This is a genomic window from Streptomyces shenzhenensis (assembly GCF_021462265.1).
GTDB classification, from domain to species: Bacteria; Actinomycetota; Actinomycetes; order Streptomycetales; family Streptomycetaceae; genus Streptomyces; species Streptomyces shenzhenensis.
Genome location: NZ_JAJONF010000010.1, coordinates 36,872 through 60,771 on the forward strand (window position 1 = coordinate 36,872; position 23,900 = coordinate 60,771).

General features: G+C 71.5%; 14 protein-coding genes. 2 read left to right on the top strand and 12 right to left on the bottom strand.

Going from position 1 to position 23,900, the window contains the following annotated elements; translation table 11 throughout:
* Positions 1 to 9: 9 nt before the first annotated feature.
* From LQ326_RS15690 to LQ326_RS15725, 8 genes are all read right to left on the bottom strand, one after another.
* Positions 10 to 270 carry an acyl carrier protein gene (locus LQ326_RS15690; RefSeq protein ID WP_234536984.1) on the bottom strand — a complete coding sequence of 87 codons (261 nt, stop codon included), beginning with the start codon at positions 268 to 270 and terminating at the stop codon, positions 10 to 12.
* 78 nt (positions 271 to 348) lie between these two features.
* On the bottom strand, positions 349 to 1,338 hold the full coding sequence (locus tag LQ326_RS15695) for a LysR family transcriptional regulator (RefSeq protein ID WP_234536986.1): 990 nt from the start codon (positions 1,336 to 1,338) through the stop codon (positions 349 to 351).
* Between the two features lie 155 nt (positions 1,339 to 1,493).
* Positions 1,494 to 2,225: an AfsR/SARP family transcriptional regulator gene (locus LQ326_RS15700; protein WP_234536988.1), complete on the bottom strand. Its 732-nt coding sequence runs from the start codon at positions 2,223 to 2,225 to the stop codon at positions 1,494 to 1,496.
* A 294-nt stretch (positions 2,226 to 2,519) separates the two neighbouring features.
* A complete protein-coding gene (locus LQ326_RS15705) occupies positions 2,520 to 4,766 on the bottom strand; it encodes an MMPL family transporter (RefSeq protein ID WP_234536990.1) in 2,247 nt (748 codons plus the stop codon).
* 271 nt (positions 4,767 to 5,037) lie between these two features.
* Positions 5,038 to 7,311 (bottom strand): pyridoxal-phosphate dependent enzyme, encoded by a 2,274-nt coding sequence (locus tag LQ326_RS15710; RefSeq protein WP_234536992.1) that lies wholly within the window; start codon positions 7,309 to 7,311, stop codon positions 5,038 to 5,040.
* Between the two features lie 49 nt (positions 7,312 to 7,360).
* Positions 7,361 to 8,218, bottom strand: a complete 858-nt coding sequence (locus LQ326_RS15715; RefSeq protein ID WP_234536994.1) for a GHMP family kinase ATP-binding protein — start codon at positions 8,216 to 8,218, stop codon at positions 7,361 to 7,363.
* Positions 8,219 to 8,289: 71 nt separating this feature from the next.
* Complete coding sequence (locus tag LQ326_RS15720; protein WP_234536995.1) at positions 8,290 to 9,828, bottom strand: argininosuccinate lyase; 1,539 nt, start codon at positions 9,826 to 9,828, stop codon at positions 8,290 to 8,292.
* Between the two features lie 8 nt (positions 9,829 to 9,836).
* Positions 9,837 to 13,133, bottom strand: coding sequence for a non-ribosomal peptide synthetase (locus LQ326_RS15725; RefSeq protein ID WP_234536997.1), 3,297 nt, complete (start codon positions 13,131 to 13,133; stop codon positions 9,837 to 9,839).
* Between the two features lie 228 nt (positions 13,134 to 13,361).
* On the opposite strand from LQ326_RS15725, the gene trpC reads away from it, so the two are divergent.
* Positions 13,362 to 14,168 carry an indole-3-glycerol phosphate synthase TrpC gene (gene trpC / locus LQ326_RS15730; RefSeq protein WP_234536999.1) on the top strand — a complete coding sequence of 269 codons (807 nt, stop codon included), beginning with the start codon at positions 13,362 to 13,364 and terminating at the stop codon, positions 14,166 to 14,168.
* A gap of 198 nt (positions 14,169 to 14,366) precedes the next feature.
* Here the strand turns inward: trpC and trpD are convergent, their stop codons facing one another.
* The gene (gene trpD, locus LQ326_RS15735) at positions 14,367 to 15,443 is read right to left on the bottom strand and encodes an anthranilate phosphoribosyltransferase (RefSeq protein WP_234537002.1); all 1,077 of its coding nucleotides are present in this window, start codon (positions 15,441 to 15,443) and stop codon (positions 14,367 to 14,369) included.
* Positions 15,444 to 15,577: 134 nt separating this feature from the next.
* Here trpD and pdxR point away from each other — a divergent pair, with 134 nt between their 5' ends.
* A complete protein-coding gene (gene pdxR / locus LQ326_RS15740) occupies positions 15,578 to 16,966 on the top strand; it encodes a MocR-like pyridoxine biosynthesis transcription factor PdxR (RefSeq protein WP_234537005.1) in 1,389 nt (462 codons plus the stop codon).
* Here the strand turns inward: pdxR and LQ326_RS15745 are convergent.
* The 3 genes from LQ326_RS15745 to LQ326_RS15755 all read right to left on the bottom strand — a co-directional run bounded on the left by LQ326_RS15745 (position 16,953) and on the right by LQ326_RS15755 (position 23,883).
* The gene (locus LQ326_RS15745) at positions 16,953 to 17,558 is read right to left on the bottom strand and encodes an anthranilate synthase component II (RefSeq protein ID WP_234537008.1); all 606 of its coding nucleotides are present in this window, start codon (positions 17,556 to 17,558) and stop codon (positions 16,953 to 16,955) included. The genes pdxR and LQ326_RS15745 overlap by 14 nt on opposite strands.
* Positions 17,555 to 19,057: an anthranilate synthase component I family protein gene (locus tag LQ326_RS15750; protein WP_234537319.1), complete on the bottom strand. Its 1,503-nt coding sequence runs from the start codon at positions 19,055 to 19,057 to the stop codon at positions 17,555 to 17,557. Before LQ326_RS15750 ends, LQ326_RS15745 begins: the two co-directional genes overlap by 4 nt.
* A gap of 158 nt (positions 19,058 to 19,215) precedes the next feature.
* Positions 19,216 to 23,883, bottom strand: coding sequence for a non-ribosomal peptide synthetase (locus LQ326_RS15755; RefSeq protein ID WP_234537010.1), 4,668 nt, complete (start codon positions 23,881 to 23,883; stop codon positions 19,216 to 19,218).
* Positions 23,884 to 23,900 lie beyond the last annotated feature (17 nt).

Consider the following 23,900-nt stretch of genomic DNA (forward strand, 5'->3'; position numbering starts at 1 on the left):
CAGCACCTGCTACTTGGCGGCCACGGCCTCGTCGACGACGGTGACCACGGCGTCGAGATTGACCATGCGGGGCAGCACGCTCTGGTCGAGGTCGATCCCGTACGTCCGCTCAAGGTTGGAGAGGATCTCGATGGCGCCCATCGAGTCGGCCTCGTGGTCCTCCTTGAACCGGCTGGTGCCGGTCATGTCGGACGGCTCGATCTCGAGGATGTCGCAGATGATGCCCTTGATCTGGGCACGCCGTTCGGCGCTGGTGGCTGCAGTAGTCATGCAGACGATGCTGGAGCAAGCGGCTGACAGGCCACTGACCGCGAACTGACGTGGCTGCGCGGGGAGTCGGCAGGCCTCTCAATCCGAACCGGGCACGTCCTCGTGAGGGTTCGTCAGGTAGCGCTCGACCTCGCGGAAGTTCTCGGGGTGGGCGACCATCCACGACCAGAAGCGCGGGATGGTACGGGCGTACTCGCAGTAGTAGCGACGTACGTTCTCCACCAGGGTCGCCACGGTCGCCCGGCTCAGCGACCCCGTGCGCCACACCAGGAGCAGCTCGCAGATGTGGGCGTCGGCGACCGGGACGAGACTGACGTCCTTGGTGGCACCGGTGGGAACGGTCAGCGCGGCCACGCCCGCCTCGCGGACCCAGCTCATCGCCTCGTGATGCCCGCGCACCCGGTGCGCGGGCACGGGTTGCACCTCGACGAGATCGGCGAAGGCCGCGTCCTCGTGGTCGTGGAACCAGTGGCCGCGCGCGTAGCGCACCCAGTCGAGGGAACGTACCTCGGCCGTACCGACGGGACCGTTCGCGGCCAGCGGGTGGCCGTGCGGCACCGCCAGCCACACCGGCTCGCGGACCACGACCGCCGTGCTGAGGGGCAGCTTTCTGACGTCGGCCGACTGGCGGCCCGGCGGACTGGGCACCAGCGCCAGGTTGAGCAGCCCCTCGGCGACCGCGCTCATCGCGTCGGCCGGATCCACCGTCTCGGTCTGCACCTCGGCGGAGGGCAGGCACGTGGCGATCGCGTCCTTGAGGGTGGGCGGCGTCCACTCCACGTTCCCGACGCGCAGCGTGTTCGTGCTCTGCGCGGCCACCTCGGCGATGACGGCATCACCGCGCCGGGCCAGGTCCACGAGCATCGGGATCAGCCGTTCGCCGAGTGGAGTGGGCACCACGCCGCTGTGCGACCGTACGAACAGTTCCCCTCCGAACTCACGCTCCAGTCGGCGTAGTTGGGAAGAGAGGGCGGGTTGTGGAAGATTGAGCTGGGTTGCGGCCGACGAAATACTCCCGGCACTCGCGATGGCGGCTACGAGTCGGGCATGCCGTAACTCGACGCGCATTGCAGACCCAGCCCCCAGTCCCCGGATACATACGACGGCGCGTTCCGCCCCGTTGCAGGGGCACACGCTCCGATCTACGTTACATCACTGTAATTGAATCACGCCGGTTACGGGAGCTCGACGGAATTACCACCTCCGAGGGACGGAGAGGTGGGTCAGCCGATGAGGGCCAGGGAGCCGCGGGGACGTCCGAGGGCGTCGTCCTGGTGAAGGATTGCCTGGTACACCGCGTGCAGAGAACGCCCCGGCTCCACACCGAGGTCCTCGGCCAGGCGCCTGCGGGCCTGATGGAACACGTCGAGCGCCTCGGTCTGCCGGCCGTCACGGTACAGGGCCAGCATCAGCAGTTCACTGAGGCGTTCGCGGCCGGGATGCTCGGTGGCCAGCTGACGCAGCTCCGGCACCGGCGCGCCTTCCACACCGGCCGCCAGTTTGGCGCTGACCCAGTCCTCGTACGCAGTGAGCCGTCGCTCCTCCAGGCTTACGGACGCCGCCCGGCAGCGGAACCCCTCGCTGACGTCCAGCAGGGCCGCGCCCCGCCACCTGGCCAGCGCCTGTTCCAGCACCTGCGCCGCCGCTGCGGGGTCCTGGCCCAGCAGGGCCGCACCCTCGTCCGCGAGGGCCACGAAGTGATGCGCGTCGATCGATTCGGGTCGGACGTCCAGCAGGTAGCCGGTGCCGACGGTTCGTACGAGTTCCCTGCCCTCCCTCCCGGCCACAGACGCCAGGAGCTTGCGCAGCCGGGTCACGTTGGCTTGCAGAGCGTTCTTCGCGTTGGCGATGTGGTCGTCGCCCCACAGCTCGTCCACGAGCTGGTCGAACGGAACAGACTGGCCCGGGCTCAGAGCCAGCAGGGCGAGCACCGAGCTCACCCGCTTCGATGTCACGCCCCAGCTCCGCGTGTCCCGCGTGAGCAAAAGTGAGCCAAGTATATGGATCTCCACGATTCGACACCCCCGTCTTCGTTTGATCCACATCCTCGTCCGCCCCATCGCGGATGAGAAATATCAAACTTGCGACTCCGCCATACCTCGAAGATATGAGAAAGGAATAAGCCATTCCGGAATGATTCCAGCCCAAAAACGATGCTGGGCCGCCCAGCGTACGGGCGGCCCAGCACCTGGCCCTCCCGGGGGATTGGAAGGCCGTTCAGCGCGGCTGCCTGTATCGACAGCCGTGGCTCAGATGCGCCCCGACTCCTGCGGGCGATACGAAGTGACAGTTTCGGAACCAGCTGATCCGGTCTGCTTTGGCCGTGCCGATCGCGCCCTTCGCGACGGCCACCAGCTCGCGTCACCCAGCAAAGTCAGGATCGACGGAAGGATCATGATCCGCACGATGAAGGCGTCGAGCAGGACCGCGGCGGCGAGGACGAAGCCCATCTGCTTCATCTCGACCAGGGTGAGGAAGACGAAGCTGGCGAACACGGTGACCATGACCACAGCCGCGCTGGTCACCACACCCGCGGAGCTGCCGATCCCCTCGATCACGGCCCTGCGGGTGTCCAGGCCGCGCAGGACTGCCTCCCTGATCCTGCTGACCACGAAGACCTGGTAGTCCATCGACAGCCCGAAGAGGATGACGAACAGGAACAGGGGTACCCGCGCCCCGATCGATCCGGTGGAGTGGAAGTCGAGGACGCCCTCCGCCCAGTGCCCCTGGAAGACCAGGACCAGCAGGCCGAAGGCGGAGGCCGCGGACAGCAGGTTGAGCAGGGTGCCGATCACGCCGATGACCACCGACCGGAAGGCCAGCACCGTCACGGTGAACGTCACCAGCAACAGCAGTCCGACGATCAGCGGGAGCTTGGAGTTCTGGTGGTCCAGGTAGTCGGAGTCGCGGGCGATGTCGCCGGTGACGTAGGCCTCGGCGCCGGGCACCTTGCCGACCGTGGCGGGCAGGTAGTCGTCGCGGACGCGGTCGAGCGACTGCAGCGCCTGGGGCGAGCTGGGCTTGAACGGCACGGAGAGCATCAGGCTGGTGATCCGGTGGTCGCCGGAGGAGCTCAGCTTGAACTCGACGTCCTTGGCGAACAGCGGGTCCGTCTGGGCCCGCCGGCGCAGGTCCTCCATCGCCTTCACCACCTGCGGTGCGCGGTCCGCGTCGGCACGCACCACCACCTGGTGCTGGACGAGCATCTCCGGGAAGGCGGCGGTCAGCCGGTCGTAGGTCTGTACGGCTGTGATCTTGCGCGAGAAGGTGTCCTTCCCCAGCACGCTCAGCTTCAGGTCGAGGGCGGGCGCCGCCAGGCCCAGCATGATGAGCACCGAGACCAGCAGGGTGATCCCGGGGCGCCGGGTCGCGGGCCGCAGCAGCGCGTTCCACGCCCTGCTGGTCTCACCGTGTCCCCGTGTCCGCTTGCCCTGGGCCGCGCGGCGGGCCGTACGACGCTCGGCGCGGGCACCGAGCTTGGCCAGCAGGGCGGGCAGCACCGTCAGCGAACTGGCCACGGCGACCATGACGACGATGATGGCGCCGGTGGCGAGCGAGGAGAAGATGACGTCGGTCGCCAGGTACAGGGTCGCGGTCGAGACGATCACCGCACATCCGGAGACCACGATGGCCCGGCCCGCGGTGGCCGCGGCGAGTTCCACGACGGCCTCGGAACCGAGCTGGCCGCCGGCCCGGGCCCGTTCCTCGCGGTCTCGCTTCAGGTAGAAGAGCGAGTAGTCGACACCGACGGCCAGGCCGATCAGCAGGATGACGTTGTTGCCGACGCCGGCGTCCGGCAGCACGTGCGAGGCAACGGCGGACAGCCCCATGGCGGCGGCGATGGAGGAGAGCGCCAGGAGGACCGGTACACCGGCAGCGATCACCGAGCCGAACGCGATCATCAGCGTGATGACGGTGACCGGCAGGGTGAGCATCTCGGAGAAGGCGAGGTCGTCACTGCGCTGCTGGTCGAGGCCCTTGCTCATCGAGGGGCTGCCGGTCTCCTGCACGCGTACCTCGGGGTGGGCCTTCTGCACGGCCGCGGTCTGCTCGACCAGCGGGCCGACCTTCTTGCGCGCGGCGAGTTCCTCGCCCGCCATGACGACCTGAACCATGAGGACCTTGCCGTTCCGGGAGAGGACCGGCTTCTCGACCCGGTCGACCTCCTGGAGTTTCCGCATCCGCGTGGTGACGTCCGCGGCGGCTGCCCGGGCCGCGGACACGTTCAGCGTGCCGGACGGGGAGTCGATGACGATCTGCTCGGCCGGCCTGCGTTGCAGGCCACCCTCCGTCGCGATCGCCTCCGCCTTCCCGGCCTTGCCGACCCGGTAGTCCTCGGTGGTGGCGCTGTGGGTCCCGACGACGGCCGACGCTCCTAAGCACAGCGCGACGAAGACGAACCAGCCGACGATGGCGCGCCAGGGGTGAGCCGCGCTCCAACTCGCCACCCTGACGGTGACCGAGCGTTTCTCCACTGTCTCCAGCCCCTTACTCACGTCGCGTGTTTCTTCTACATGTAAGTCCGAGCTTACATGCGTAAGAGTGGTCGTCAACCGTTCTTCACGCCATCTACGCCTCACCGGGAGGCGGTTGCGCGGCATCCGGCCGTTCGGCACGGTCCCCGCCCCCCGGTTTCGGGGGCGGGGACCGTTTCGGCATGCGAAATTCCAGGTCAGGCGGTTGCCGCCAGCTTGGCGAAGAAGTAGCTACAGGTGGCGGTGCCGAGGCCCTCGGTGGTGCCGTTCGCGCCGGAGATGCTTCGTCGGCCTACTGCCGCCGCTCTGTCTTCCTGTCCCTCAGTTCGACGCTGACCAGTGCCGTGGCCCGGTCGAGCGCCTCGACGACCGCCGCCCGGCTCTCGCCGACGGCGACGATGTGACCGATCCGCCCGTATGCGTCCGTGGGCGGGGCGACCTGCGTACCCGCCGCAGCGGTGACCGTCACGCGCTCCACGCCCGGGACCGCCCGGGCCCCCTCCAGCCCGGCCACCCGCTCCAGCACGCCGCGCTCGGCGGGCATGATGAACTGGATGCCGGCGTGGCGCGCGAATCCGTCGGGCAGCAGCGGTTCGCCTCCACCGGCATGGGCCACCTGGGCGGCGAGCAGGTCGACACCGGTAGCCAGGCGGTAGAGCTCGGGGATGAGGCCGCCCGCGAGCCTCGGGTTGATCTCCACGACGGCCGTGCCGGTCGCGGTGCGCTTCACCTCGGTGTGGCTCGGACCGCGGCCGAGGCCGGTCGCGGCCAGTGCGGCCGACACCGTCTCGGTCATCTCCCGCGCCGCCTCGCCGGGCAGTTCGGCGGGCACGAGGTGCCGGGACTCCACGAAGTGGGGTGCACCGGTCACGGTCTTCTCGGTGATGCCGATCAGCCGGTGCTCGCCGTCGACCCCGAACATCTCCACGCTGTACTCGGGCGCGTCCAGATACTCCTCGACCAGGGCCCGGCCCGCCATGGCCTGCCCGCGTCCGTTGGTGGTCCGGGCGGTGATCTCCTCGGCCAGCTCTGCGGCCTGCTGCGCCGAGTCGCAGCGGCGCACCCGCGTCGAGCCGGAGTCGTCGACGGGCTTGACCACGCAGGGCGTTCCGATCCGGTCGGCGGCCGCGGCGGCGGACGGGCCGTCCTCGACCACCTCGAAGAGCGGCTGCCCGAGCCCGGCCCGCTGCAGGGTCTCGCGCAGCCGCCCCTTGTCCCGGCAGCCGGCTATCGCCTCGGCACGCTCCGCCGGCAGCCCCACGGCGGTGGCCAGCGCCGCCGCGGCCACCAGGTAGAACTCGCTGGTCGTGGACACACCAGCGATGCAGCCGGACTCGAACGCCTTGGTCACCGCCCGGATCAGTGCGTCCAGGTCGTTGGTGTCGCAGTCCACGACCGTCGCACCGGTCTCGGCGAGCCCTCCGTACCGGGTGGAGTCGCCGGTCACGAGCACCGGCTCATAACCGGCCTCCGCCGCGATGCGCAGCGCCAGCATGCCGGTGCCGGTGGTGTTGGACTCCACGAAGACCAACGCCGGCCGCGGCGCGTCCGCCCTGTTGCGGCGGAACGACCAGCTGTGCACCTCCGTGCCGTCGAGGACCTGACGCGGCACCGTGGCCACGGGCAGGCGCCGGAGATCCTGTTCGGCCCAGTGCGCGTCGCTGTGCACGGTGTCGGCGTACCGGTCCCCGCGGTCCGGGAAGATCCCGACGACGGTCGTGCCCGGTGTGGCCCGTTCGGCCATGGCGCCCAGCACCCGGTACACCGACCCCGAGGTGTTGCCGGCGAACAGCTTTTCCTCACGGGCCAGTTCGCGGGTGGCACCGAAGGCCTCGTGGTCGTTCAGCCAGTGGACCTCGTCGATCAGGGAATGGTCGAGGTTCTTCGGGTGCAGGCTGTTGCCCAGCCCGCTCTGCAGCCTCTTGGGCCGGTCGGGCTGGCCGAAGAGCACACTGCCGACGCAGTCCACCCCGACCACGTACAGTTCCGGCAGGGCCTCGCGCAGCACTCGTGAGGTGCCGCACAGCGAGCCGCCGCTGCCCACGGCGCCGACCAGGACGTCCACCGTGTCGAGGTCGGCGAGCAGCTCATGGGCAAGGTGCCGGTAGGCGGCCGGATTCTGCGGGTTCTCGTACTGCCGTGGCCAGAACGCCCCCGGGTTGCTGTCCATGATCTCCCGCAGCCGGGTCAGCCGCGCGCCCTGCCAGCCGTGGTCGTCCATCGCGGACACCACATGCACCTCGCAGCCCAGTGCCTCCAGCTTGGCCAGCGTCGTACGGTCGATCCGCGGGTCGGTGACGATGTGCACCGGATGGCCGAGCGCGGTGCCCACCAAGGCGACTCCGAGGGCCATCGTGCCCGAAGAGCTCTCCACGATCGGGGCGCCCTCGGCCAGGTCGCCCGTCTGGCGCGCCTCGGTGATGATCTGCTTGGCGACCCTGTCCTTCATCGCGAACAGGTTGTTCATCTCGAGTTTCGCGTAGACCCGGACGTCCCGGTCGGCCCCCAGCCGCAGACGTACCAGCGGTGTATGGCCGATGGCCTCGATCACGTTCTGGCTCAGCATGTGCGCTCTCTCTTCCCATCCCTGCGCCGGGCCGGCGAAACGCCGGAGTTCATCGGTCGAAGCTCAAGGTCCGGTACACCGTGACGTTGCCGACGAGCTCGGAGCACGCGCTCGCGGCGTCCACCAGCCGCTGCGGATACGAGGGCTCGGCCGTGTCGAGGAGCACCCCGAGACAGGTCCCGCTGTGGCCGACGACCACCCCGAGCCCGCCGACCTGCCGACAGACGTCGATCATGTCGTCGAGCGTCCGCTTGGGCCGCAGCACCTGGTTCATCAGGGCACTGCGCGTGGCCACCGCGCCCACCTCGGCGAGGTCCGCACGGGCCACCGCCCCGGCCATCCGCTCCAGCAGTCGGGCGTACTCCGCCCGGTCCGCGGCGGAGAAGGGCTTGGGGATGCGGTTGAAGGCGATCGTGTCGATCTCGCCGCCCTCGTCGACGCCCACCACGGTCATCGGCGGTAGGGACCCCAGTTCGGTGTGGAGTGCCACCCGACGGTGGTAGAAGGCCACGATGCCGGGGTACAGCACGCCGTCGGTGGGCTCGATCTGCGCCAGCAGCGACTCGATCCGCCGGGGCGGCATCGGCTCACCCAGTGCGTTGGCGACCGCGCGTGCCGTCGCCACAAGGTCGGCGGACGAGCTGGCAAGGCCCTTGCCCTCGGTCAGCGTGCTCTCGATGGTCAGCACCCCGCCCATCGGCGCGTCCGCGGACCGCATGATCATCCTGGTGAGCCGGAGCGCCTTGAGCTTGTGGGCCGGCTGGACCTCCAACTCGTCGGTACCGGGTGTGCCGTGGAAGGTCACCCGGGCCCAGCGGGCGATGGGCAGGGTGACCAGGAAGTCGCTGTTCTCCTCGGGCAGCACGCCCTGAAGCAGCTCGCCAAATGTGCCGGACGCGGTACTCATCCCCGTCACCGCGGCGAACGGCGCCGGGGCGCGCCCCGGGGCATCCTGCCGCAGGACGGCGTCGGAGGACCTCACCACTCCTGCCGTCCCTCCGGACCGGCGAGCAGCCGGTCGACCTCGGCCGCCGCCGCGTCGATGTGCGCCCGTCGTCCGTACCAGCGCTTGTCCCACGCGTCGAACGCCGTCTCCTGGTCCGCGAGCAGGGCCCGTACGGCGTCCGGATTGGCCGAGCCGTCCGAACGCTTCGCCGTGAGGCCGCCCTGCACGCTCATCGCCTCGGCGAGCAGTTCCGCCGCGTGTTCGGCCGTATGTCCCTCGGCGGCCAGGATCGTGTCGAGCAGTGCGCCGTCGGGCTCCGCGGGAGGCAGCCCGTGCTCGACGGCCTGGACGATGTAGCGCCCTGCCACCACCTGGGCCGTGCGCCAGGGGACCCCGGCTCGCAGGGTCAGCAGGTTGGCGAGCGTGAACCCGCCCAGGTACTCGCTCTCGCAGGCCTCGCGCATCCGGTCCTCCCGGAACCGCAGGTTCTCCAGCACCGCGCCGAACAGCCGCAGCACCGACCCGGCGGTGTCGAAGGCGGCGGGTACTCCTGCCCCTGCCTCCTTGGAGATCTCGACGGAGTTGCTGTACGGGGTGGAGCGCTGCCCGGTGGCGATGGCCGTGTAGGCCGCGCCGAGATGCGCCGTACGGGCCCGGATCCGCTCCAGCACCGGGTAGTTCTTCTTCTGCGGCATCGCCGAGGAGATGCCCGACCAGTGGTCCGGCAGGTCGATGAAGCCGTATCCCGCGCTGCCCCAGGTCATCAGGTCGGTGACGAAGCGACTCAACGCGACGCCCAGCAGGGAGAACTCCGCGCAGGCCTCCAGTGCCCAGTCGCGCTGTGCCACGGCCCGCAGCGCGTGCGTGCGGACCTCGGTGAAGCCCAGCAGCGCGGCCATCCGGGCCCGGTCCCAGGGCAGTTCCTGTCCCGCCATCGCGCCCGCGCCCATCGGCGAGGCAGCAGCGGTCCGGTACACCGACTCCAGCCGCTCAAGGGTGTGCAGTACCTGGTCGCACAGTGCCGCGAAGTAGAAGCCGGGGCTGATCACCTGGGCCGGCTGCATATGGGTGTAGCCGGGCATCACCAGGTCGGCACCACGCCCGGCCAGCCGGTGCGCGGTGCGGCCGAACGCGATCAGCTCCTCGGCGCACCCCAGCAGCCTCGCCCGGCCCTGCATCAGCTGCGCGGTGGCCTGGAGGTCGTTGCGGCTGCGGTCGACGTGCCACGCGGGCGGCACCGTGGTCAGCCGGCGGGCGACGTGGCGCTCCAGGGTGAAGGCGATGTCGCTCATGCTCTCCTCGGCTTCCCGGGCCACAGCCTCGGGTGTGACCCGGTCGAGCAGGTCGGCGATGGCACCGACCTGGGCACCGTCCAGCAGGCCGAGCCGGCGGTACTCCAGCAGCAGCACCTTCTCCAGCTGGACGTACCAGGGCAGCAGGGCGTCGATCTCGAAGCGGAGCTGCGGCTCGAGCACCTCGGCGCGCAGGAGCGCGTCGGGGCCGGCGGTGATCCGCCCGGTCAGCCCTCCCGCACCACTGGAACTTGCCGTCGTCACATGGTCGTTGGGCATCGGTTTCCTCACGGGGACGAAGGGGCGGTTCGGTTCAGCGCGGTCAGCACCGCGTCTTTCGCGTCGGTCGCCCGTGCGCGCGGGAAGTGGGCTCCGCCACCCGGAAGCCGGCGGTGCGTCACCTTGTCGGAGAAGAGCCGCCAGTCCCAGTGACCGCGGCCGTGTTCGCCGTCCGCCCCGTCCTCAGCGACGACGAGCTCGATGCCCGCCTTGACCCGGTGCGCCTCCGGGTCGAGGCGGGCGGCCAGCAGGAAGTCTCCGGCCGACCGCACGTCGTGCCGGTAGGCGGGCCCGAGCAGCCGCGCCCGCTCCGGCTTGAGCCCGTCGAACTCCACGTACGCGCCCTCGCCCAGGAGGGTCGCGGCGACCTCCTGGTCGCTCATGGCACGGGTGCGGTCCATGGCCGCCCGCACCCCGGCCGGCCAGTCCGGGGCGACGCCGCCGACGATGACCCGACGAGCTGCCGAAGGGCCGTCCTCCAGCAGCCGGGCCAGGGCGAGCGCGGGCGCCGCACCCTCCCGCTGCCCCCACAGCACGAGCGATACGGCGGTCAGCCGCCCCAGCTCCTGCGCAACCCGGCGCGCCACCTCGGGCACCTCCGCCAGATCCTGCGTACCGGGCACGAAGTCGTGGCCCGGCAGCTCCACGCCGTACACCTCGATGCCGCTCGGAGCGAGTTCCCGCGCCAGAGCGAGGAAGTTGACCGCGTTCCCGCCCGCGCCGGGGAAGCAGACCAGGCGGCCCTCGGGCTCGGTCCGGCCAGGGAGCGCACAGGTCAGCGGTCGGAGCAGGCCGGGCTCCGGGCCCTCCGCCGTCGTGTTCCCACCCGCGTCGACGGCGGCGGCGAGGTCGGACAGCACGGGATGGGCGACGATCTGCGTCAGCGAGACGAGCCGGTCCAGCTTCACGACGAGCCAGGTCGCCGCGAGCGACGTACCGCCCAGCGCGAAGAAGTTGTCGGCCCGCCCGATGCTCTGCAACGGAACGTTGAGCGCCTCCGCCCAGGCCATCGCGAGGCGCTGCTCGGTGGGCGTGGTGGGCGCCGTGCTCGGCACGCCGGCATGGCCGAGCGTGGCGGCCAGCTCGACGAGAACCTTCCGGTCCACCTTGCCGTTGGCGCTGACCGGCAGGGCGTCGATCCAGTGGCAGTGCGCGGGGATCATGTAGTCCGGCAGATGGCGGGCCAGGCCGGTCCGGATGTCGGCGGCCTGCCGACGGACGGCACCGACCAGGAAGGCGACCAGGACCCGGTGCCGGTCACCCGCCCCCGAGGCGACGACCACCGCGTCCTTCACCTCGTCCAGGGCCATGAGCCGGTTCTCTATCTCACCGCTCTCGACCCTGAATCCGCGGATCCTGACCTGCTGGTCGCGGCGGCCGAGGAACTGGAGCCGGCCCCCGGGCAGCCAGCGTCCGAAGTCCCCCGTACGGTACATCCGCTCGCCGGGCCGGAACGGATCGGGCACGAACGCGGCCCGAGTCCGCTCGGGGTCGTTGACGTAGCCACGGCCGACCGCGACCCCGGAGAAGACGATCTCTCCGGTCGCGCCGAGCGGCACCAGCCCACCCTGCTCGTCGAGCACGTAGCCATGCACGTTGCGCCGCATCCGGCCGAGCGTGACGGGCCCGTGCTCGGGCACCATGTCGAGGAACTCGTGCATGGTGTCGTCCGAGAGCTCGGTCGCGCCGTACGCGTTGACCACCCGGATGCCCGGATGGCACGCGAACCACCGCCGCAGCAGCGCCGGTTTCAGTTCCTCCCCCGTCACCGAGACGGCTCGCAGCACGCCGAGACCGCGGGGGCCGCGCTCCAGTGCCGTGATCAGCGCGTCGAAGTAGGACGGGGCGAACTGTGCGACGGAGACGCGCGACGCGGTCAGCTCGGCGAGGAAACGGTCGACGTCCAGGAGCACGTCGGTGTCCACGATGCGTGAACCGCCGCCGGTCAGCAGGGGGGCGATCAGCTGCCACAGCGAGATGTCCAGGGACTGCGCGGCAGTCTGCGCCACCACGTCGCCGGGGCCGAGTCCGAGGTCGGCGACCTTCATCAACAGGTGGTTCAGCAACCCCGCGTGCTCGCACATCACGCCTTTCGGCGTGCCGGTGGAGCCGGAGGTGAAGTAGATGTAGGCGAGCCTGCGGGGCGTGAGTGGCCGGCCCGGGTTGCCGGTCGTCCGCGCCTCGGAACCATGACCACCGGTTCCGGCGGTCAGGGCCGCGACGTCCACCGAGCGGCGCGCGTCGTCCCTGCCCCTCACGAAGGCATGCGGGTCCGCACCCTCCCCGAGCAGGAACCGGCAGTCCGCGTGGTCGAGTTGAGCGGCGATCCGGGCGGCCGGTAGGTCCGGATGCACCGGCAGATAGCACCCGCCTGCCTTGAGTACGCCGATCGTGGCCGCTGCCCACTCCAGGCCGCGTTCCATGACGACGGCCACCACGTCCTCGTCACGGAGCCCGTCCGTCAGCAGCGCGTGGGCGATCCGGTTGGCGCTCGTGTTGAGCCGGTCGTAGGTCCATGACCGGCTCCGGTGCGACACCGCGATCGCGTCAGGGGTCGACCGGACCTGCTCCTCGAACCGCTCGACGAACAGCCTCCCGTCGAAGGGCACCGACTCGCCCGCCAACCCGTAGATCTGGAAGTGCCGTTCGTCCTCGGCGAGCAGACTCCGCTCGCCCGCCGGTGCGTCGGGGTGGACGGCCAGCAGTTCCAAGGCCCGTGCGTGGTAGCCGACGATTCGGGTCAGCTGCTCCTCGGACATCACGTCCGAGCGGGACCGGGCGCGGACGGTGACGCGGTCCGCGTGCACGGCGATACGCACCCACAGGGGCGGTGCGTCGTGCTGGGCCGGATCCGCTGCGGACAGGTCCGTCGTGATCAGGTCTGTCGCGGACAGGTCCAGGACGCAATCGTGGTTCGCCCCGGAGGCCGGGTCCGGCGCCGGGGCGCGCCGGCTCGCCTCCGCGGCCGCCTGCCGCACGAGTTCGCCCCAGCTCTTCCGCAGCACACCACTGACACCCAGCGAGCGTGGCGCGCCGGGATCACCGTCGGCGGGCACGTACCCGGTGACCGGGTTCTGGTCGGAGGTCAGCGCGGCGACCACCCGCAGGTGTGCGGCCAGGAGCACGGCGTCCAACTGGGCCGCGCTCTCGACGGCCACCGTACGCAGCCGGGGGGTCAGTTCGGCAGACAGCACGAGTTCGGCGGTCACTCCTCGCCGCGCGCCCGTCTCGTCGGCCGTGGTCCACCGCGGAACGCGTACGGCCGTCGTCCCGGCCGCGACTGAACAGCCCAAAGTCTTCGACACGTGATTGCCAACCTACGGAGGAATGGACGGAAGAATGTGTTATTCGGCATCGCCTTTCGTGACCATGCTGTCGACCGGCACTGACAGGCCACTGACGACGGCTCCCCACCCCGTTCGCGCGCTCACACGGAAGTTTTCGCCGCTGCTTAAGGAAGTGTTCTCCGCCCGCTCCGAACGTTTATCGTCCGGTCGGTCACAGCCCGCAGGTCAGGGAGGCGGAACACAGCGATGAATGCTCTCGACGACATCGTCAGGGGCGTACGTGCCGATGTGGCGTCACGCAGGCAGCGCCTGCCCGAGGCGGCCGTGCGGGAGCGGGCCCTGGCCCGGGGGGCGGGGCGGGACTGCGTGCCGCTGCTGCGGGGCGGGCCGGGGGTGCGGGTCATCGCGGAGGTGAAGAGGGCCAGCCCCTCGCGCGGTCCGCTCGCCGGCATCCCTGATCCCGGGGCCCTCGCCGCCGACTACGCGGCAGGCGGTGCGGCCGCGATCAGCGTCCTGACCGAGGGACGCCGGTTCGGGGGCTCCCTGGCGGATCTGGAGGCCGTGCGCGCCCGGGTGGACGTGCCCGTGCTGCGCAAGGACTTCGTCGTGGACCCTTACCAGGTGTGGGAGGCGCGTGCGTACGGCGCGGACATGGTGCTCCTGATCGTCGCCGCCCTGGGCCGGGCCCAGCTGGCCGAGTTCGTCGCGCTGGCGCTCGAGGCTGGACTGACGCCGCTGGTGGAGGTGCACGACGAGCCCGAGGCGGAGCGCGCGGTGGCCGCCGGCACCACGGTGATCGGCGTCAACGCACGCGACCTGACGACGCTGGAGGTGGAGCGTGGCACGTTCGCGCGGGTCGCGCCGCACCTTCCCGAGGGCCTGGTGCGGATCGCCGAGTCCGGCGTCCGCGGCCCGGCGGACGTCGCGGCATACGCCCACGCGGGCGCGGACGCGGTCCTCGTCGGCGAGGCACTGGTGACCCACGGCACTCCCCGAACGGCAGTAGCCGAACTCCTGGCCGCATCCCAGGTCCAGGGTCCGGTCGACGGATGACGCCGGGCAGGTGGGGTGGGTGCGCCTCGGACCTGTCCGGAATCCGCCCCACGGCTCGCCGCGCGGCCGTCCGGCCCGGCGTACGTGTCCCTCGTTGCGCCGCACCTCGGAGTCGGCCGGCGCGAGGCCGGGGCCCGGGTACCGCGGAACAGGACCCCTCAGGGCTCGCGGCGCAGAGCCGTCGGCGGCAGCCGCGGCTCACCGAGGCGCCGGCCCCGCTGGCTGCGCCCGCTTGGTCGTGACGGCCGCCCATCGTTCCAGGACCGCTGCCGCCGCGCCCGAGTCCACCGATTCCGCCGCCCGCTCCCATCCCGTCGCCAGATGTTCGCCGACCGAGCGTCCGCCGTCCGGCTCCAGCGCGGCAAGACCGGCCGCGGCCGACAGCAGTACCGCGTCGCGCACCGGACCGCGCGCACCGGCGAGGACCTCACGCGCCACTTGGGCGTTGTGGGCCCGGTCGCCGCCGCGCAGGGCGTCGGGCGTGGCGAGCCCGATGCCGATGTCCCGCGGGTCGAAGGTCTCCTCGCGCACCCCGGAGTCCGTGACCACCCAGATCGTGGAGGTTGTGGTGACCGTCAGTTCATCCATTCCGTCGTCGCCCCGGAACACGAGCCCCCTCGACCCACGCCGGGCGAGGACCCCAGCCAGCAGCGGCGCGAGCCGCGCGTCCGCCACTCCGATCGCCGCACCCGTGGGCGAGGCCGGATTGAGCAGCGGGCCCAGGGCGTTGAAGACGGTGGGTATCCCGAGCTCGCGGCGCGGCGCCGCCGCGTGCCGCATGCCGGGATGGAACGCCGGCGCGAAGCAGAACGTGATGCCGACCTCTTCGGCGACGGCGCCGACGTCCTCCGCGGGCAGCCCCAGAGCCACCCCCAGCTCCTCCAGGACGTCGGCCGATCCGCAGGAGGAGGACGCCGACCGGTTGCCATGCTTGACCACCCGCGCCCCGGCTCCGGCCGCCACGATGGCCGAGATCGTGGAGATGTTGACACTGTTCGAACCGTCCCCGCCGGTGCCCACGATGTCCACCGTGGGGCCGGGCACGTCCAGCGGCACCGCATGCCGCCGCATGGCGCCGACCAGACCCTCGATCTCCTCGACGGTCTCGCCCTTCGCCCGCAGCGCCACCAGGAGCCCGGCCAGCCGCACCGGCCCCGCGACGCCGTACATCACCTGATCCATCGCCCAGTCGGTCTCCCGCGCGGAAAGGTCCTTCAGATCGAGCAGCGAATTCAGCAATTCGGGCCAACTGAAACTCTGCGGTCCGGTTGTCACGTGAATTCTCCTCGGACATCTGCGACACGGATCTGGCATCGATCCGGGCGACCAGTGTCACGTCCGGGCACGCAACCCGACCAGACCACTGCCAGGCGAGAAATACAGGCCACTTCCCAAGGAGAGAAAAGTTCATGTCCCTCCACATGGCGGTCGAAGTCGTCCGGGATTCCGAGGTCTCCCTGACCGCGCAGATACAGAGCTTCATCAAGAGCGAGATAGCGGCCGGAAGCCTGCACGCGGGAACCCGGCTGCCCTCCAGCCGCCGCCTCGCGGACGACCTGGACGTCTCGCGCAGCGTGGTCGTGGAGGCGTACGGCCAACTCGTCGCCGAGGGATACCTGGAAGCCGTCCAGGGCGCGGGCACCCGCGTCGTCGGACACCTGACCGCCCAGGCGGTCGTACCGACGCTCCTCGGGGAGGACCGGGTGCCGGAGGTGCGCTGGGACCTACGGCCGGGCGGCGGCAGTCCGTCCGACTTTCCGCGGCGCGACTGGCTCACCTGCTACGAGCGCGCGCTGCGGTCGGGCGCCCCCTCGGCACACTCCTATCCTCCGCTGGCCGGAGCCCCCGCGCTGCGCCTGGAACTCTCCCAGTACCTGGGGCGGGCCCGCGGCGTTCGGACCGCCCCCGAGCGGCTGGCCGTGGTGGGCGGGTTCGCGCAGGGACTGAACCTGCTGTGCGGCGTGCTCCGCCGGCAGGGGGTCGACGCGATCGGCGTGGAGGACCCGGGCCATCCCGGACAGCGGCGGTTCCTCCAGGAATGCGGTGTGCGTCCGCTGCCCCTGCCCGTCGACGAGGCGGGCCTGGATGTGGCGGCGCTGGCCGCGACGGGCCTGCGCGCCGTCCTCGTCACTCCCACGCATCACTTCCCGACTGGCGTGACCCTGCGCGACGACCGGCGCGAGCACCTCGTGCGCTGGGCCCGGGACGTCGACGGCCTGATCATCGAGGACGACTACGACGGGGGCCTGTGGTACGAACGCGGTCGACGTCCGCTGGCGCTGCAACGCCTCGCCCCCGAACGCGTCGTGTACGCGGGCACAGCCAGCAAGTCCCTCGCCCCCGGACTGCGGCTCGGCTGGCTGGCCGCACCGCCCGATCTGCTGGACCAGCTGCTGCGCGAGCGTGCCCGGCACGACCTCGGCACCGAGACCCTCACCCAGCTGGCCTTCGCCGAGCTGCTGCGCGGCGGGCTGCTCGACCGGCACCTGCGAAGGCTCAACTCCCGGGCGAGCGGCCGCCGTCAGGCCCTCGTGGAGGCCGTCCGCCGGCATCTGCCCGACGCCGACGTGCTCGGCCCGGCGGCGGGGCTGCACGCGTACCTCAGGCTCCCCCGGCACACCGACGAGGCGACCCTGGTGTCCGGGGCGCTGCGCCGCTCCGTCGCGGTGCGCGGCGGGGCGGCCTTCCACGCCTGGCCGCGCCGGGGCGCACCCGCGCTCGTCGTGGGCCACGCGCATCTTCCGCGCTCGGGCATCACCGAGGCCGTCCGGGTACTGGCTGAGGTCAGATCCCGCTGAGCGGCCGCTCCCGGCCGCGCTCGTCCGCCGCCATGGCCAGGAAGTTCTCCAGCAGCGTGAGGCCTCCGGTGGTCATCACGGACTCGGGGTGGAACTGGACGCCCGCCACGGGCAGGGTGCGATGCCGCAGGCCCATCACATAGCCGTGGTCGACCGCGACGGCCGTGGTCTCCAGGGCCTCCGGAACCGGTTGGGCGACCACGAGAGAGTGGTAGCGGGTGGCCTGCAGGGTGTGACCGAGACCGGCGAACAGGCCCGTGCCGTCGTGCCGCACGGTGCTGATCCGCCCGTGCATCACCTGGTCGGCCACCTCGATCCGGCCGCCGTAGGCCAGGGCGATGGCCTGGTGGCCCAGGCACACGCCGAGCAGCGGCACCCGACCGGCGAACTCGTGCACCAGTTCCACATGGCCCGACTCGGCCGGATGCCCGGGACCCGGCCCGAGGACCACGGCGTCCGGTTCGTACCCGGCGAGTTCCTCGACGGAGCGGGTCAGCGAGCGCACGACCCGCGTCTGCGCGCCGAGGTGGCGCAGATACTGGTCGATGATGTGCACGAAACTGTCGTACGCGTCGATCAGCAGCACCTTCATCGCAGCTCCTCCCCCGTGAGCGCCCAGTAGGCGGCGCCCATCTTCGCCAGCGTCTCCTGCCACTCGGACTCGGGGTCCGACTGGGCCACCAGGCCCGCCGAACTCTGCGTGGAGTAGGTGGCTCCGTCGTACTCGATCGAGCGGATGCACAGCGCGAGTTCGCTCCACCCGCGCACGTCCGCCAGCCCCACGGCGCCCGCGTAGCTGCCGCGTCGCTCCCGTTCCAGACCGTCGATGATCTCCATGGCCCGCACCTTGGGCGCGCCGGTCATCGTCCCCGCCGGGAACGTCGCGCGCAACGCTTCCCAGGTGCCCAGGCCCTCGTCGAGACGTCCGGTGACGGTGGAGACGAGATGGAAGACGTGCGAGTAGGACTCCACGGCCATCAGCCGGTCCACGGGCAGCGTGCCGGGGCGGCTGACCCGGCCGATGTCGTTGCGGCAGAGGTCGACCAGCATGATGTGTTCGGCGCGTTCCTTCGTGCTCTCCCGCATCTCCTTGACGCGCCGGGCGTTCTCCTCGTCGTCCGGCCCCCGGCGCGCGGTGCCCGCGATGGGACGCATCTCGAGTTCGTCGCCCTCGATCCGGAAGTACAGCTCGGGGCTGGCACCGATGAGCAGGCTGCCGGCGCGGGGCATCAGGAACATGTACGGCGAGGGGTTGCGGCCGCGCAGCCGCCGGTAGACGTCGACGGGGGTGAGCTCGGTGCGTACGTCGATACGGTGACCGACCTGGATCTGATAGATGTCCCCGACCCGAATGTGCTCCAGGCACCGGTGAGCCCACGACAGGAACGTCTGGCGGCCGACGGTGTCGTGCACGGACGAGGGAGAGGGAGCCGCGGGCACCGGGGCGGCGTCCGTGCCGCCCCGCTCCTGGGCGGCCCGAGCGGCCTCCTCCAGCGACGGGGCATCCGGTGCGCGGTCCCCGAACGCCGCGCTCTCCGCGGCGAGATGACGCACCGTGGCCGTGGTCAGGTCGTACCACACGGCATCCCGGAAGAGCGTGAGCGTGATGTCGGGCCCGTTCGCCTTCTTGGTCCGGGGAGGCAGCGTCTCCATGTGCCAGACCGACTCGTAGGCGAGCGAGGCCAGGAACCCGAAGGCGTACGAGGTCTGCGGTATGTCGGTGTCCACCTCGAAGACGTGCTGTGCCAGGGGCAGCAGCCGCCAGACGGCGGCTGGGCCGGGTATGCGCAGTCGCCGGGTGCCTGCTCCGGGGGCGCCCGACGGCGACTCCTCGGGAAGCAGCCCTGCCTCCTCGGCGGCCAGAGCCAGCACCGACGCCACGCCCGGCACGCCGTCGATCTCCACGTGTTCGGCGAAGACCCGGATCTCGGCCAGACGGCCCAGACCGACGACGGCGGACCGGCGGTCGGGTGCGGCGCCGTCCGTGCTCTCGAAGAGAAAGACGTCCTCGGCCCGGCACGTGTCGCGCAGGCGCTCGTACAGCTCGAGAGGTGCGTGGTGCGGTAGTTCGGCAGCGGCGACCCGCACCATGAGGCGTTCCTGCGACGACACGACAGACCCCCTGTGAATTCTGAATCGTCCATTGAATGACCTGCGCTCCGCCGTCCCCAGAAAATCAGCCGCCTCGGCGCCAGGGCCAGACCGGTCGGTCTCCGTGCGGGCGGACCACTTCCACGAGCGTGCGGCGGTCAGCGTTCCGTCGGCCCTGACAGGTCGATGTCGTGGACCGGGATGTCCGGAGTGGCTGCGGCCGTACGCAGCAGCAGCGTGAAGCGGGTGCAGAGGGCCTCGACGGTGGGCCGGTCGAACAGCTCGGTCCGGTATTCGACCACGCCGTCGAGTCCGCGGCAGGTGCCGTCGGCGTCGCGCCGCTCGAACAGGCCGAAGGTCAGGTCGAACCCGGCGGAGCTGCTGCCGACCAGGTCCACCGTCGCGGACACGCCCGGTAGCTCCAGCCTTTCGGGAAGAGAGGGTGTGAGCACCAACATCACCTGGAACAGGGCTCGGCCGAACACGGCCTGCCCGCTCGCCGCCCGCCGTGGTCCCTGCGCCTCCACGACCAGGTCGAAGGGCACGTCCTTGTGAGCGAAGGCCGCCAGATCGGCCTGCCTGACCCGGCCGAGCAGCTCACGGAAGGTGGGCTCTCCCGAGGTGTCGGTGCGCAGTGCGAGCGTGTTCACGAAGAAGCCGACGAGGCCGTCGAGCTCCGAGTCCGCGCGGTCGGAGACCGCCGTGCCGATCGGGATGTCCGTACCCGCGCCGAGGCGGGTGAGCAGCGCGGCCAGTCCGGCGTGCACCACCATGAAGAGGCTGGCCTGCTCGTCCGCGGCCACCTCCAGGAGCCGTCCGTGGACGTCCGCGGGGACGGTGAAAGCGACCGTGTCGCCGGCGGTGTGCGCCGGGCGCCCGGACGGCGCCTGCTCCCTCCGGTCGGTGGGTAGCGCGATACGTTCCGGCAGACCGGCCAAGGTCTTGTTCCAGTGGGCGAGCTGACCGGCCCGCAGGGCGCTGGGCTCGCCGTCGGTGCCGAGCAGTCGACGCTGCCACAGGGTGAAGTCGGCGTACTGGGTGGGCAATGGCGGCCAGTCAGGGGCGTCACCGGTGACGCGGGCCCGGTACGCGGTACCGAGGTCGTCCAGCAGCCGCGGTAGCGAAGCCCGGTCGCAGGCGATGTGGTGGAGCAGCAGGAGCAACGACTGCCCGCGCGAGGTCTCGGTCGTGAAAAGGACCGTACGGAGCGGGAGTTCGCTCTCCAGGTGGAAGGGGCGGCCGGCCGCGGCGCTCAACGCGGCCGGCAGCCGGTCCGGGGCGACGGGTTCGACCGTGAATGCCGGGCGCGCTGCCGTGACCGGCAGGATGTGCTGGACCGCCTGGCCGTCCCGCTGCTGGACGAGGGTGCGCAGGGGCTCGTGCCGGGCCGTGAGGTCGCCCAGGGCGGCACGGAGCGCTTCCCGGTCCAGCTCGCCGTCCCAGCGCAGCACCAGGGGAACGTTGTAGGTGCTGTCGGGCCCGGCGAGCTTGTGCAGGAACCAGAAGCGCCGTTGGCCGAAGGAGAGCGGGACCGGCTCGGCGCCCCGGTCCCCGGACGACGGAAGCCGAGGGACGAGCCGGGGCCCCGATGCCATGAAGGTGTCGCCCGGATGATCCGTGTCGCCCAGATGAGCGGCGAGCCCGGCGACGGTCGGGTGGGCGAAGACGTCCCTGACATCCAGCTCCGCCCGGGCGCCGAGGCCGGCTCGGCGCACCATGCTGACCAGCCGTGTCGCCCGCAGGCTGTCGCCCCCGAGGTCGAAGAAGTCGTCGTCGGCGCCCACCCGCGCCACGGCGAGCAGGTCGGCGTACAGCCCGGCCAGTTCGGCTTCCAGCGGCGTGTCCGGGGCGCGTGACGGCGTGTGCGCGCGGGCGTGGGGGGAAGGGAGCGCCGCCCGGTCCAGCTTCCCGTTGGGGGTGAGCGGCAGCCTGTCGAGGGGGACGAACAGGGACGGGACCAGGTGCGCCGGGAGCCGCGTGCGCAGCCATTCCCGCAGCCGGGCATGGGCCTGCCCGGGATCGTCCGCCGCCGCCTCCCGGGTGGGGACGACGTAGGCCACCAACCGTGCGGCCCCGTCGGCTCCCTGACCGCCGTCCGCCCCGGTGCGGGCCGGACCGTACGGAACGACACCGGAACTCGCCAGCACGGCCCCGCCCGCCACGCCGGGGGCGGCCAGCAGCGCCGCCTCGACCTCGGCCGGTTCGATCCGGAAGCCACGGATCTTGACCTGGTCGTCCGCCCTGCCGAGGTACTCCAGTGAGCCGTCCCGACGGGCGCGTACGAGGTCGCCCGAGCGGTACAACCGGGACCCGGCGGGGCCGAACGGGTCGGCCACGAAGCGCTGCGCCGTCAGGGCGGGGCGGTTCAGATAGCCCCTGGCCACACCGGAACCCGCGACATACAGCTCACCGGCCGCCCCGGGGGGCACCAGGCGCAGCCGGCTGTCCAGCACGTACAGCCGGGTGCCGGCGACGGCCTTGCCGATCGGGACGACCCTCGCCGTACCGTGGCCGCGGTCCAGGTCGAGCCGGGTCGAGAGGACCGCGGTCTCGGTGATGCCGTACATGTTGACCAGGACGGGCGAGGAGTCCTGGTGCCGCCCGTACCAGGAACGCACGACGGCCGGGGAGAGCGCCTCACCGCAGAAGATGACCCAGCGCAGGGCCAGTTCCCGCTCCTGCGCGGGGGCTTCGGCGTCCGCCTGCTCCAGCGACCGGAAGGCGGAGGGCGTCTGGTTGAGCACCGTCACGCGCTCCCGCACCAGCAGGTCGAGAAAGGCGCGGGGCGAGCGGCTGACCTCGCGGGGGACGACCACGAGCCGGCCACCGTGCGTGAGGGCACCCCACATCTCCCACACGGAGAAGTCGAAGGCACAGGAGTGGAACATCGCCCAGGTGTCGTCGGGACCGAACCCGAACCCGGCGGCTCCCGCCCGCAACAGCGCCACCGGACCGCGGTGCGGGACCACCACGCCCTTGGGGCGGCCGGTGGATCCCGAGGTGTAGATGACGTATGCGGGATGGTCGGGCGTCAGCGGCTCTGTGCGGTCCGCGTCGGTCGGGTTGGCGTCGCTGTCCGGCGAGCCGGTGCCGCTCGTCGCGGCAGCTCCCGTCGGGTCCGTCACGGAGAGAACGCATACCGGCCGGGCGTCGGCGAGGATCCGCTCCGTGTGCTCCGGCGGCCATCCCGTGTCGAGCGGGAGGTAGGCCGCGCCGGTTTTGGACACCGCCAGGATCGCGGTGACCATGTCCTCGGAGCGGGGGAAGAGGACGGCGACGGTGCGTCCGGGTCCCGCGCCGCGCCGGATCAGCGTCCTGGCCAGCCGATTGGCGCGCCTGTTGAGTTCGGCGTAGGTGAGCTGCCGGTCGCCATGGCTGACCGCCGGTGCGTGCGGGGTGAGTGCGGCCCAGTGTTCGAACAGCTCGGGGAGTGTACGGGGCGACGGGGGTGCGGGCGTGCCGATGCGCGGTGCGAGCAGCCTGCGCTCTTCCGGTGCCAGCAGATCCAGCTCTCCGACGGGGCGCCGGGGTTCGTCGATCAGCTGGTCGAGCAGGCGTACGCAGCGGTCGGCCTCGGCGGCGACCTCCTCGGGCTCGTACCGCCCGGCCTCGGCGTGCACCTCCACCATCAGGCCGGCCCGGCCGCGTTCCGGCCTGATCACGACGGAGAGGTCCTCCACCGCGCCGGTGTTGAGCTGTCTGAGGGTCATCGGCCGTCCGGCGAAACTGCGGCCGAAGCTGAACGGGACGATGTTCGCGATCAGTTGGTACGGCGCGTGCACGGACCCGGTGAAGCCGAGGTCACGGCGGAGGTCCTCGTACCGATAGCGCTGGTGGTCGAGGGCGAGGGTGGTTGCCTCGCCGACGGTCCGGATCAGTTCGGCGGCCGGCCGGCGCAGGTCGACCCGTATCCGCAGCGGGAGCACGTTCGACGCCGCACCGGTCACGGCGCCCGCCGTCCTGGGGGTGCGGCCGGCGACCGGGAACCCCACGACGACCTCATCGCCCCCGCCGGTACGGGCGTGGTCCAGCAGGACGGCGGAGGCGGTCGCCAGCACCGTCCAGGGCAGGTTGAGTTCGCGTGCGCGTGCACGGAGGGCGGCCACCCGGTCCTGGGGCATCCGGGACGCACCACGCACCGGTGCCCCGCCCGTCCCGCCGACGCCGGTCCGGCCGGGTGTGTCCCGGCCAGGTGCGGCGGGCCCGGACCCACCCGGCCGGACGGCTCCCGGCCAACCGGCCATCTTCGCCGTCCAGAACTCACGGTCGGCCTCGAAGTCGGGCGTGGAGCGGTACGCCCGCTCGGCGTTGAGCAGGGTGTCCAACGGCACCTGGTGGCCGGGCTCCGGGGACTCGCCGCGCTCCAACGCCGCGTAGATCTCGCCGAGCCGTCGGGCGAACAGCGCCAGACCGAAGCCGTCCACCACCAGGTGGTGCACGAGCAGGTACCAGCAGACCCGGTCCCCGGCGAGGCGCAGGAACGCGGTCCTGAACGCCGGACCGTTCTCCAGGTCGAGCGGGCGTGGGAGGTCCGCCCGCATCCAGTCCAGCGCGGCGGCCATCGGCGCGGGTTCCCGCTGGAGGTCGACGACCGGTATGTGCCAGGGAGGGAGGGGGCCGGCCCATTGCCTCGGCTCCCCGGAGGCCGTGACGGCGAACCGCGACCTGAACGGCTCGGTCTCCGACACCGCGAACCGGAAAGCGGCGTCGTACAGCTCTGGATCGAGGTCTCCGACGATCTCGAACGCACTCGCCAGTTGGTACCGGACCGGAGGCGCCAGGTGCTGCGCCCACCAGATCCCGTGTTGCATCGTGGTGAGCGGCATCGACGGGTGATCCGGCG

Bases quoted from the DNA above. Each gene is read 5' to 3' on its own strand.
- LQ326_RS15715 (WP_234536994.1), bottom strand. From the start codon at position 8,218: ATGAGTACCGCGTCCGGCACATTTGGCGAGCTGCTTCAGGGCGTGCTG.
- LQ326_RS15745 (WP_234537008.1), bottom strand. From the start codon at position 17,558: ATGAAGGTGCTGCTGATCGACGCGTACGACAGTTTCGTGCACATCATC.
- LQ326_RS15710 (WP_234536992.1), bottom strand. From the start codon at position 7,311: ATGCTGAGCCAGAACGTGATCGAGGCCATCGGCCATACACCGCTGGTA.
- trpC (WP_234536999.1), top strand. From the start codon at position 13,362: ATGAATGCTCTCGACGACATCGTCAGGGGCGTACGTGCCGATGTGGCG.
- LQ326_RS15695 (WP_234536986.1), bottom strand. From the start codon at position 1,338: ATGCGCGTCGAGTTACGGCATGCCCGACTCGTAGCCGCCATCGCGAGT.
- LQ326_RS15720 (WP_234536995.1), bottom strand. From the start codon at position 9,828: ATGCCCAACGACCATGTGACGACGGCAAGTTCCAGTGGTGCGGGAGGG.
- pdxR (WP_234537005.1), top strand. From the start codon at position 15,578: ATGTCCCTCCACATGGCGGTCGAAGTCGTCCGGGATTCCGAGGTCTCC.
- LQ326_RS15755 (WP_234537010.1), bottom strand. From the start codon at position 23,883: ATGCCGCTCACCACGATGCAACACGGGATCTGGTGGGCGCAGCACCTG.
- LQ326_RS15750 (WP_234537319.1), bottom strand. From the start codon at position 19,057: ATGGTGCGGGTCGCCGCTGCCGAACTACCGCACCACGCACCTCTCGAG.
- LQ326_RS15690 (WP_234536984.1), bottom strand. From the start codon at position 270: ATGACTACTGCAGCCACCAGCGCCGAACGGCGTGCCCAGATCAAGGGC.